The organism is Halomicrobium sp. HArcel3 (genome assembly GCF_058933135.1).
The window spans coordinates 361,797-372,993 of record NZ_JBZYDN010000004.1; the positions used below are offsets into that span (position 1 = coordinate 361,797).

Genomic DNA, 11,197 nt, shown 5'->3' on the forward strand with positions numbered 1-11,197 from the left:
GGGGACACTCATTAGCGCTTGTGGCCACCTGTCTTTTCAGGTACAGCTTCAGGGAGTAGTGAAGTGGGCAGCGTAGGGAGCAGCGAAGGGGGAATCAGCCACTCGTCACGTTGACGCTATTGACGGAGATGTGGAGGTACGTTACCCGGACGACGTCTGCGTCGGGCGAGAGCGCCTGTTCCGCGGCGAGCGCCTCGTCGTAGTGGAGTCCCGCTTGCGTGTTGATGTTCGCCGTGCCGGTGACGATACCGCCGTAGACGTCGCCGTGCCCGACAGTGACTGTGCCTGGGCCGTCACTGCCCGACGGTGCGTAGATGACGCCGGAGAAGCGGGCTCTGCTAGAGCCGCCTGCCCCCTGAATCGTCGCGTTGAAATCGTCTTTCCCGTAGACGTAGAGCTGCGTCGCGTTGTTGTGCGGAGTGGCAATCGAAGACTTCTTTCCGACGTGGAGGCCGGTGCTTCCGCCCTTCTTCTCGGAGGTGTTGACGTAGACCCGCACGTCGTTGCCACCGGTAACAGTGATATCGTATCCGCCGTCGCTGACGTGGATGTAATCGTTCACTGCGATGGTGACGTCGCCGCCTGTCGTATCGATCTCGAGTGAGTCGACCGAACTGCTTCCCATGTCGATGCGTTCGAGGTAGTACGTACCGCTTTCGAGCGTCGGATCACTCCCGGTCAGTCGGTCGCTCCCGTCTATCGGAACGCCGGTGTCGCCGTTGTCGTTGTTGCTCTCGATGTCGTTCACACGCCCTGCTACGTGCGTGTTGATCGGACTCGCCGACTCGACGCCGTCTATCTGTTCGACCGACCCACCGACGCGGGAGTTGCTCGGTTCGGATCCCGAGGCGTAGTAAACGTCATCCGTGACGTAGGAACTCCCCGTGAGGTGGACGTATCCTCCTCCTCGGATACTCCCTTCGAAGTTCGCACTCCCGGACATCGTGATATCGCCTGCGTAGGTGACGTTCCCGTTAGTACCGTGGGTCTGGCTGCAGTAGTCGTCGAGCGTGTTCGAGGAGTTGTAGCTGTCGAGGTAGTTCCAGTCCGCACACGAACCTGGGCCACCACCGGTTCCCTGGACGTTGAGATTTCCACCGGCGCCTGCTGCGAGTGCCGACGTGACGGTCGTGCTCTCGGGCGGGGTCACCAGCTCCAGCGTCACGCGACCGTTCGAGTGGTCGTACTCGACGTCACCGTCGGTTCTCGTCTCGAAGTACTTCCCCCACGCCTCGTAGTACTCGCTCTGGACCGTGACTTCGACCCGTCCGTCGTCGAGCGGGTTTCTGAAGTCGCTGTTGTCCCGGTCGGGGTAGTGCTGGGTCGTGCTGTTGTGCGTGACAGTGGCCCGCCGGTTCAGGGACGAGTCGCCCCTGACCTGGACCATCGGGAGCGTGAGCGTCGCGTCGCGGTAGTGGAACTCCGGCGGGGAGATCATCACGCTCCCCTCGCCGTCAGACCGCCAGACGCCACCGCCCTGATACGCCAGCGTGCTGTCTCCCGACGTGCGGGTGACCGCTCCCATCGAGGAGTTGTACACCGTGGTGACGTCGCCACTGGTACCGTCCGTGTAGGAGACGTTCATCCAGCCCGATTCGTTCCGAACCGTGTACTTCGATGCCCCGCTCGACTCCAGACTCACCTGCTGAACGCTGGCACTGCCGATCGCGACCATCGCGGCCTGGGAGTCGAATTGCGTCATCGTGTTCTCTGCCCGTTCCCCGTCGAGTCGGGTCTGCGTCTCAGAAATAGCCTGCCCGCCGACGGCGATGACGAGCGTCGATCCCGCGATGACCATCGCCAGGACCAGAATGACTGCGAGCGGCGCAGTCTGGGCGCGAGAATCCCCCCTTCCCCCAGTCGATACTCCCACCCTGTCCGTAATCCTCCACATCTCTGTGTGTTCCCTGTTCCCCGGCGTCTTATATCCGTGCGACCGGTTTCGCGTTCTGAGAAGGCCGCGCCGAAATTTTCCCCGGCGGCGATTCGGTACAGTTCGCGCGCGAAGGACCGGTTTCGGACGGACAGATGGAAACCGTTTAGTCGGGCGCTCGTCGTTGTAGAGACGGGAACAGCACGACCGCAAATCTGACTCGTCGCCCGTTTGGGCGGCTCCGAGATTGCGGCCGTGTTCCGTGCGTCCGGACGGAGCGAGTGAACCACCAGCGCTCACGGCTCACGCCGTTCGCGTTCGACGTGGTCCTCACTTCGCTCGGACCACGCAACATCACGCCAGACGCTGCTCTGCAGGAGCGTCATAGCGGTCTGTGCCGTTCCAATACGAACAATGGCACGAATGCACACACGCCGCCGAGGCTCGTCCGGTTCGGACAGGCCCGCGGCAGACGAACCGCCGGAGTGGAGCGACGTAGACGAAGACGCCATCGAAGAGCGCGTCGTCGAGCTGGCCGAGGACGGCCACTCGTCGAGCGTCATCGGCCAGAAACTGCGCGACGAGGGCGTCCAGGGCACGCCAGTGCCGGACGTCAAACTCGCGACGGGAAAGAAAGTCACCGAGATCCTCGAGGAGAACGACGCCGAGCCGGAGTTCCCCGAGGACCTGCGCAACCTGATGGAGCGGGCCGTTCGACTCCGTGAGCACATGGACGAGAACCCCGGCGACCACCAGAACAAGCGCGCGCTGCAGAACACGCAGTCCAAGATCCGTCGCATGGTCGACTACTACCGCGGCGACGAAATCGACCAGGACTTCACCTACAGCTACGACACCGCCGTCGAACTCCTCGACTAGATGTCCACGACCGGTCGCGACCAGTCGTCCGCCCCCGCCGCCAGCGACCTCGCCGCCGCGCTCCGCGAGGCCGGATTCGTCCGCCTCGTCGCCCGCGCCGACGGCGATTCGCTGGCCGCGACGGGTGTGCTCGCCCGGGCGCTCGACGCTCGCGGGACGCCGTTCCAGGCGACCGTGGTGCGCCCGTTCAGCGACGCGACTCGCGCGACCGACGCCGACCTGACCGTCGCCGTCGGCCACGACGACGCGACGGCCGACGTCTCCGTCACGGGCCCCGAGCCGTCCAGCGTGACCGCCTTCGAGGCAGCTGGCGAACTCGGCGACCCAGCGGATCCGACCCTCGCCCTCGCCGGTACGATCGCCGCGGGCGACGTGTCGGGGCTGGTTGCCGAAGCCGCCGAAACCGCCGGGATAGAACGCCGTCTGGGCGTCGCCGTCCCGGTCCCGGACCTGGCTGACGGGCTCGCACACTCGACGCTCGTCAACGCGCCGTTCTCCGGCGACGCGGACGCGACGGCCGAGACGCTCGCGGAACTCGACCTGCCGGCGGACGGCGAAGTGCCCGAAGCGCTCGACGAGGACGACCACCGGCGCGTCGCGTCGCTGGTCGCCCTCGCCGTCACGGGCTCCGAAGACGCCGCCGACCGCGCGGGCGAACGCGTCGAACGCGCGCTCCAGCCCTACGTGGGTGGGCCCTTCGAGACAGTCGACGGGTACGCCGACGTGCTCGACGCCGCTGCCAGGGAGCGCCCCGGTATCGCCGTCGCGCTGGCGCTCGGCCACGACGGCCTCCGCGAGGAGGCGCTCGCCGCGTGGCGCAGCCACGCCGAGCGGGCACACGATGCCGTCGCCGACGCGACGACGCGCCGGTACGACGGCGTCTTCGTCGCCCGTGGGGCCGCGATGCCCGTCGGCACCGTCGCGCGACTCGTCGCCGACTTCCGCTCGCCGGAACCGGTGACGCTCGTCGTCGGCGAGGACCGGGCGGCCGCCCGGTCGACGGACGGCACCGACGTCTTCGCGGCGCTTTCCGCCGCGGCCAGTGCGGCAGACGGCGACGCGACCGGTACCGAGGACAGGGCCCGCGCGCAGTTCGCGGGCGAACGCTACGAGTTCGTCGAGACGTTCCGGGAGGCACTATGAGACGCGCGACGATCCGCACGACCCACGGCGACAGTGAGACTGCGGAGCGACTCGCGTGCGCCGTCCGCCCGGACAACACCGACGAGATACGAACGACGGTCGAGGACGACGCGCTCGTGACGACCATCGAGCGCGAGACGACTGGCGGGCTGCAGTCGACTGTCGACGACTACGTCGTCAACCTCTCCGTCGCGGCACAGTTATCCGACCACACGACTACTAACAACACATGAGCGAACGATCCGTATCCCGACGCAAGCAACAGAAGCGGTGGTACACCGTGCTCGCCCCCGAACAGTTCGACCGGGCGGAGCTCGGCCAGACCACGGCAGACGAACCGGACAAGGTGCTCGGCCGCACCATCGAGACCACGCTGGGTGACCTGAACAACGACGCCAGCGAGAACAACATCAAGCTGACCTTCAAGATCAACGAGGTCGCCTCCGACTCCGCCTACACGGAGTTCGTCAAACACGAGCTGACGCGGGACTACCTGCGCTCGCTCGTCCGCCGGGGATCCTCGAAGATCGAGGCGTTCATCACCGTCCTGACGACGGACGACTACCGCGTCCAGATCCAGCCCGTCGCGCTCACCACGAAGAGCGCCGACGAGTCCCAGGAGCAGGCCATCCGCCGGACGATGATCGACCTCGTCCGCGAGTCGGCCCAGGACCGGACCTTCGAGCAGGTCGTCGACTCCATCGTCGAGGGGCGGCTCTCCTCGGCCATTTACGGCGAGGCGAAGGACATCTACCCGCTCCGCCGGGTCGAGATCCAGAAGACGACCCTCGAGGCACACCCCGAGGAAGTCGCCGCCGAAGAGGAGGCCTCCGTCGACGTCGACGAGGAGGACGTCGGCGACGTCGTCGAGGAAGAAGAAGCCGCCGAGTAAGCCGGTTTTCGCCGCAGCGTTTCGGATTTTTCACCGTCGACGAGTGGCGATGCGTTCGCTCGTCACTCGTTCGTTATTCGGTCGATTCTGTCTCTGTGTCGCTGTTCACGGCTCGCTTCGCTCGGCCTCGCCGACCACGACGGTCCCGGCCATCCCCGCCTGCTCGTGGGGGACGCAGAAGTAGTGGTGTTCCCCGGGGACCTCGAACGTCCACTCGTACTCGTCGCCCTGGTAGAGCGCGCCCTCGGACCCCTGCCTCCAGCCCTCTTCGGCCGCCGTCTGCGAGTCAGAGTCGCCGGACGCGAAGTACGCGGCGTCCGCTGGGATGGCGTCTTCGTAGGCGGTGACGGTGTGGGCGTGGGAACTGGTGTTGCGCCAGACCACGGTCTCACCGGGGTCGATCTCGATACGCGCCGGTCGGAACGCGGACGACGACATCCCGACGTCGTAGGCCTGACTCCCGGTCCCCTGTTCGGCGACGAGTCCGGAACAGCCAGCCAGCCCGACGGTCGAGAGCCCACCCACGGCCCGGAGGTACGCGCGACGGTCCATTGTCCGAGACTCTGTGCCCGACAGGCTTCAAAACCGCGATCGGTCCCGGAATTCGGGAACGAAGCGGAGCGACGTCCTGATCTAGATTCGGTCGTCGTATCCGGCGGTCTGCGCGTCGTCGAGAATCTCCTCGATGACGTCCGACTTGGCCTTCGTGTACTCGAACGGTTCGTCGGCGTGTCGCGCGGCGGCGTCGCGTTTGACCGCCTCGTAGCCCTCGCGGGCTTCTGGGTGTTCGCGCATGTACTCCCGCAACAGGAGGTTTCGTCGCCAGCCGTCCCCGTCCTCGAACCGAACGTTGAGGTTGAACCGCTGTCCGTCCTCGGGCCACCGGCCGAGTTCGAGCCGTCCGTCGGGCTCGTCCCACTCCCCGAAGAACTCGTACCCTATCGATTCGAGTCGGTCCACGCACTCCCAGCCGACGTTTTCGTCTGGGACAACCACGAGGACGTCTACGATGTCCTTGGCCGCGAGGCCGGGCACCGACGTGCTACCGACGTGTTCGATCCGGCGGACGTCGAGTTCAGCAAGGGCGTCGCTGAGGCGTGCCGCTTCGCGCTCGAAGCGGTCTGGCCACGCCGGATCGTACTCGACGACGCTGATGGGCTCGCTGTAGTCGATGTCGGGCTCGTCCATCTCGTCCCGGGGAATCGCCTGCGTCCATCATGGGGGTGTCGATGGACTGTCCCGATCGGGGAAACGGTCCGCCCGGTCGCGGTGTTTGTCCACCGTTCAACGAGGAAACACTGGCAGCTGAGAGACGCAACTGCAAAGTACACCCCACAGAAGAAACCAGTATGAAAGCGACGGCGAAGGCACACCCGATCCAGGGGCTGGTGAAGTACCACGGGATGCGCGACGAGGAGTTGCGGCTCCCCTACCACGATTCGATCAGCGTCTGTACGGCGCCGAGCCACAGCCTGACGACGGTCGAGTTCGATCCCGAGCTCGATGCGGACGAGTACGTCATCGACGGGGAATCGGTGGCGGGACACGGCGCCGACCGCATCCGGAAAGTCGTCGACGAGGTCCGCGACAGGGCGGGCGTCGACCAACGGGTCCGCTTCGAGTCCGAGAACGACTTCCCGACGAACATCGGCTTCGGGTCCTCGGCGTCGGGATTCGCCGCTGCCGCGATGGCGCTGAGCGAGGCGGCGGGGCTGGACCTGACCCGACCCGAGGTGTCCGCCATCGCCCGTCGCGGGTCCGCTTCGGCCGCGCGCGCGGTCACTGGCGCGTACTCACACCTGCGCACCGGCGCGGACGACCAGGACTGCCGCTCCGAGCGCATCGACGTGGCGGACGAACTGGAGGAGGACGTTCGTATAGTCGCCGGCATGGTTCCGAGTTACAAGGAGACCGACTCCGCCCACGCCGAGGCCGCCGAGAGCCACATGTTCGAGGGCCGGATGGCCCACATCCACGGACAGATCGCGGCGATGCGCGGCGAACTCCGCGATGGCGACTTCGAGGACGCCTTCGAACTCGCCGAGCACGACTCGCTCTCGCTGGCGGCGACGACGATGACCGGCCCCGCGGGGTGGGTGTACTGGCAGCCCCGGACCATCGAAATCTTCAACGCCGTGCGAGAGCTCAGGACCGAGGAGGACGTCCCCGTCTACTTCTCCGTCGACACCGGCGCGAGCGTCTACGTCAACACGACTGCCGAGTACGTCGATCGCGTCGAGGAAGCGGTGGCCGACTGCGGTGTCGACACCCGCCAGTGGAAGGTCGGCGGTCCCGCACAGGTCCTCGACGAGTCCGACGCGCTGTTCTGAGGGTTCGCTGGGAACGCTCGGCGCTTCTACGTGCGACCGGCTCTTACCGACGCGACCTACTGTCGCACACTGACCGACAGAATGGGGATTCGAGAACCCCTCTCAGGCGAGGGTGACGCCGTTCATCGCCAGGAAGTCCGTGGCCTCCTTGATCTCGACCGGCGAACCGATGATGCGGACCTGTGGGCCTTCCTGGCGAACGGTGAGGGTAAATCGGGTTTCGAGTTCGTCCCGAATCCCGTCGAGGGCAGTCGCTGGCAGCAGAATCTGCGTGCTGTCGCGAAACCGATCGACGTCTGCCATTGTCGGTTGTGGTGTGGGGCCCCGTATTAGTGTGTCGAAATGCACGTGTGACTGAGAGATTCGCCCGTCAGGAGGAGTGTCGAAGCCGTTCCCTCGAATTCATCGTGTCGGTTGCACGCGGCACCGACGGCCCACGCCGCCGGGTCTCACGAGCCGACGCTGCCAGTGACCCGGCGGGTGACCGCGGCCGGGGGCGCGCCGACCGGAGGCCCGTCGCCGGGACGGTAGGAAAGCCTTATTCGGGACGGCGGGCGGACGTTAACGTAATGGGGCTCGAAGAGGAGATCCGCGAGATCGAAGAGGAGATCGCCAGCACGCCCTACAACAAGTCGACCGAGGCCCACATCGGTCGGCTGAAGTCCAAGCTCGCGGAGCTGAAGGAGAAACTCGAGAACCAGTCCTCCGCCGGCGGCGGCACCGGTTACTCCGTCGAGAAACACGGCGACGCCACCGTCGCCCTGGTCGGGTTTCCCAGCGTCGGCAAGTCGACGCTCATCAACGCCCTCACCAACGCCGACAGCGAGACCGGCGCCTACGAGTTCACGACGCTCGACGTCAACCCCGGCATGCTGCAGTACCGCGGCGCGAACATCCAGATGCTCGACGTCCCGGGGCTCATCGAGGGCGCCGCGAGCGGCCGCGGGGACGGCCAGGCCGTGCTCTCGGTCGTCCGGACGGCCGACCTCGTCGTCTTCGTCCTCTCCGTCTTCGAGATCGAACAGTACGCCCGCCTGCGCGAAGAACTCTACAAGAACAAGGTCCGCGTCGACCGCGACCCGCCGCGCGTCTCGATCCGCCGGAAGGCCAAGGACGGCCTGTCGGTCAACTCCAGCGTCGACCTGGACCTGGACGAGGAGACCATCAAGGGCGTCCTGCGCGAGCACGGCCACGTCAACGCCGACGTCACCATCGGCGAACAGGTCGACATCGACCGCCTCATCGACGGCGTGATGGACAACCGGGTGTACCTCCCCTCCGTCGTCGCCGTCAACAAGGCCGACCTGATCGAGCCCGACTACAAGGGGACCGTCGACGAGCAGTTGCGCGACCACGATCTCGACCCGGACGAGGCCGTTTTCATCAGCGCCGCGGAGGAGAAGGGCCTCGACGCGCTCAAGGACGTCATCTGGGAGGAACTGGGCCTCATCCGTATCTACATGGACAAGCCCGGCCGCGGAATCGACTACGAGGAACCGCTCATCCTCCGGGCGGGCCAGACCGTCGAAGACGCCTGCGAGAAACTCGGCGGCGACTTCGAGGACCGCTTCCGCTTCGCTCGCGTCACCGGTCCGAGCGCCAAACACGACGAGCAACAGGTCGGGCAGTCACACGAACTCGCCGACGAGGACGTGCTCCGGATCACGACGAGCAAGTAGTACACGACGAGCAGGTGGTTCTCCTTCGCGCACGCACGTGAGCGCAAGCCCGGTATCCGGGGGTCGATTTCCCACTCGCTCGCTGCTCTGTCACCTGCGCGACCACTGGCGGTACGTTTTTCGGCCGTCCGGGCGTCTATCCCACTATGACGTTCACTGTCGACCACACGATGATCCGCGTCGAAGACCTCGACGAGTCCCTCGACTGGTACCAGTCCCACCTCGACTACGAGGAGAAGGGCCGCTGGGAGGCCGACACCTTTACCAACGTTTTCCTCGGGCCCGAGGACGTCCACGACGACGGCGCCCTGCTGGAACTCACCTACAACCATGACGGGCGCTCCTATGAGATGGGCGACGCCTGGGGCCACATCGCCGTCCGCGTCGCGGACGTCACCGAGGCCTACCACGAGCTGATGGACGAGGGCGTCGAGGACTACCGCCCGCCGGAAGAGAACCCCGGGTACGCCTTCGTGAAGGACCCGGACGGCCACGAGATCGAGATCGTCGAGCGCGACTACGGCGCCCGCTGGAGCCTCGACCACACGATGATCCGCGTCGAGGACGCCGACGACGCGCTGGGCTGGTACACCCGGAAGCTCGACTACGCCCCCGCCGGGCGCTGGGAGTCCGACACCTTCGCGAACTACTTCGTCGCGCCCCAGGACGCCGCCGAAGAGGCGATGACCGTCGAACTCACCTACAACTACGACGGGCGGTCCTACGAGATGGGCGACGCCTGGGGTCACCTCGCGGTCCGGACTGACGACCTGACCGCGGCCTGGGAGACGCTGCTGGAGCGCGACGCTGAGGACTACCGCGACCCCGAGTCCTGCGACATGAACTACGCGTTCACGAAGGACGCCGACGGTCACGAGATCGAAGTCGTGACGGCGTAGCGGTAGGCTCAATCGCGGCGGTCCCTGCTTTCTGACGATACTCGTTCTGGTCACGCTGGCCCAATCAGCTACGAGTCATTCGTTCGAGCACTGCGTTGGGGGTCAGTCCATCGACTGTCGTGGGGGAATCGAACCTCCTTGACGGCACCCATAACGTCAATGAGAATTAGTTTATGAATTGTAACACGTCGCCGATCACCGATTCCCTGATGGTAATTGTCTAGACCGAAGACGTTGAAATATCGCACTTCCGTTCCCTCCGTAAATATATTCTATACTCAACAGTATCGACAAGGCTTATTACCACTTAGATAAGACCATTCAAGCACCCCTACCCATGGCGCCGACAACGAGTACTCAGGTTCGGTTCGGACGCGGGGCGACCGCGTCCGTGCTGGGAGGAAAGCTGTTGACGCCGCCCAATCGGACAATCGACAACCTATGACAACGACAAACGACAAACTTCGTAGCCTGTTCCTGGCTGCGCTGATGGTCTTCTCGGTCTTCGCGATGACCGTCGCGCTGCCTGGCTCAGCCGCTGCGAATCACAGCGGTGTAACTTACGAGGTGGATGGATCGTCCACGAACCTCGTGTACGCTGGTCAGACCGTCAATGCGACAGGTCTGGATCAGGGTGTAGATTATCAACTGCGTAGTGTCGACGACACAGATAGTAGTAGTGGTGACATCACGGATAGCTCTCACGAACGGAACTACAATTCCGGCTCGAACGGAGCGATCACCATCGAGACGGATGACCTCGGTGAAGGTGATTACTTCCTCACCACCGGTGGGGAAACCGTTGACATTAGTGATTCGTTCGAAGTGACCGAGCAGACGCTCGATGTCGACTTCGACGACACCAACGTCACCGACGAAGAGGAGAACGCTGAGTACGAACTCAGTTCCAACCGGAACAACTTCGCGGTTAACATCTCCGCTGACGGTGACCTCAGCGCGAGCGAACTGAACGCCACGTTCAACGACGTGGGTAACACTGCCGGGTTCGAAGCGTCCAACATCGACGAGGACGACGACGAGGACCGCATCACCGTTTCCGGAGTCACGCGTGGTGACTACGAAGCGAACTTCTCTGGCGTCGACGCTGGTCAGTACACGTTCGACTTCGAAGCTGACGACACCACCGCCAGCTCCAGCGCCTCGGTCAACGTGAGCGAGGCCGGTGACGGCGACATCCAGTTCGAAGAAGACGTCGTTCAGGATCAGGTCGGTGACGTCGCCGACATCACCCTGCAGATGGAGAACACCGACGAAGGGACGATCGTCATCGGTAGCTCGGACCAGAACTACTGGCTCGAGGCGAACGTCGAAGACGGTGACAACGACGGCGAAGTCACCGTCCAGTTCAACTCCTACACTGCAGGATCCGGCGCTCCTGATGATCAGAAGGTCTGGGCAGAGGACGACGACGACACCGTCACCTTCCAGAAGGAAGGCGGTTCCTACACTAACGCTGACCCCGCTGGTGACAACATGCTCGG

Annotated in this window: 12 protein-coding genes; 8 read left to right on the top strand and 4 right to left on the bottom strand. The window is 64.8% G+C overall.

Translation table 11 applies throughout. From position 1 onward, the window contains the following. Positions 1–94 precede the first annotated feature (94 nt). A complete protein-coding gene (locus AC5FRV_RS13460; RefSeq protein WP_493561600.1) occupies positions 95–1,894 on the bottom strand; it encodes a DUF7289 family protein in 1,800 nt (599 codons plus the stop codon). A 393-nt stretch (positions 1,895–2,287) separates the two neighbouring features. Between AC5FRV_RS13460 and AC5FRV_RS13465 the strand changes: the two genes are divergently transcribed. The 4 genes from AC5FRV_RS13465 to AC5FRV_RS13480 are packed head-to-tail and all read left to right on the top strand — an operon-like array spanning position 2,288 to position 4,787. Next, the gene (locus tag AC5FRV_RS13465; RefSeq protein WP_493561601.1) at positions 2,288–2,752 is read left to right on the top strand and encodes a 30S ribosomal protein S15; all 465 of its coding nucleotides are present in this window, start codon (positions 2,288–2,290) and stop codon (positions 2,750–2,752) included. After that, positions 2,753–3,895, top strand: a complete 1,143-nt coding sequence (locus tag AC5FRV_RS13470; protein ID WP_493561602.1) for a hypothetical protein — start codon at positions 2,753–2,755, stop codon at positions 3,893–3,895. It begins immediately after the preceding gene. Continuing rightward, complete coding sequence (locus AC5FRV_RS13475) at positions 3,892–4,128, top strand: KEOPS complex subunit Pcc1 (protein WP_493561603.1); 237 nt, start codon at positions 3,892–3,894, stop codon at positions 4,126–4,128. Before AC5FRV_RS13470 ends, AC5FRV_RS13475 begins: the two co-directional genes overlap by 4 nt. Then, on the top strand, positions 4,125–4,787 hold the full coding sequence (locus AC5FRV_RS13480; protein WP_493561604.1) for a 30S ribosomal protein S3ae: 663 nt from the start codon (positions 4,125–4,127) through the stop codon (positions 4,785–4,787). The genes AC5FRV_RS13475 and AC5FRV_RS13480 overlap by 4 nt, the downstream gene beginning before the upstream one ends. A 105-nt stretch (positions 4,788–4,892) precedes the next feature. On the opposite strand, the gene AC5FRV_RS13485 is transcribed toward AC5FRV_RS13480, so the two are convergent. Then, positions 4,893–5,339 (bottom strand): plastocyanin/azurin family copper-binding protein, encoded by a 447-nt coding sequence (locus AC5FRV_RS13485; RefSeq protein ID WP_493561605.1) that lies wholly within the window; start codon positions 5,337–5,339, stop codon positions 4,893–4,895. 81 nt (positions 5,340–5,420) lie between these two features. Beyond that, the gene (locus AC5FRV_RS13490) at positions 5,421–5,975 is read right to left on the bottom strand and encodes a GrpB family protein (RefSeq protein WP_493561606.1); all 555 of its coding nucleotides are present in this window, start codon (positions 5,973–5,975) and stop codon (positions 5,421–5,423) included. Between the two features lie 161 nt (positions 5,976–6,136). Between AC5FRV_RS13490 and mvaD the strand changes: the two genes are divergently transcribed. Continuing rightward, complete coding sequence (gene mvaD / locus AC5FRV_RS13495) at positions 6,137–7,117, top strand: phosphomevalonate decarboxylase MvaD (RefSeq protein WP_493561607.1); 981 nt, start codon at positions 6,137–6,139, stop codon at positions 7,115–7,117. A gap of 102 nt (positions 7,118–7,219) precedes the next feature. On the opposite strand, the gene AC5FRV_RS13500 is transcribed toward mvaD, so the two are convergent. Continuing rightward, positions 7,220–7,420 carry a VNG_1110C family protein gene (locus AC5FRV_RS13500; protein ID WP_089815446.1) on the bottom strand — a complete coding sequence of 67 codons (201 nt, stop codon included), beginning with the start codon at positions 7,418–7,420 and terminating at the stop codon, positions 7,220–7,222. A gap of 266 nt (positions 7,421–7,686) precedes the next feature. Between AC5FRV_RS13500 and AC5FRV_RS13505 the strand changes: the two genes are divergently transcribed. From AC5FRV_RS13505 to AC5FRV_RS13515, 3 genes are all read left to right on the top strand, one after another. Then, complete coding sequence (locus AC5FRV_RS13505) at positions 7,687–8,796, top strand: OBG GTPase family GTP-binding protein (RefSeq protein ID WP_493561608.1); 1,110 nt, start codon at positions 7,687–7,689, stop codon at positions 8,794–8,796. Positions 8,797–8,942: 146 nt separating this feature from the next. Continuing rightward, positions 8,943–9,695, top strand: coding sequence for a VOC family protein (locus tag AC5FRV_RS13510; protein ID WP_493561609.1), 753 nt, complete (start codon positions 8,943–8,945; stop codon positions 9,693–9,695). 441 nt (positions 9,696–10,136) lie between these two features. Next, positions 10,137–11,197 (top strand): DUF7827 domain-containing protein (locus tag AC5FRV_RS13515; RefSeq protein WP_493561610.1); only part of this gene is annotated, 1,061 nt, incomplete at its 3' end.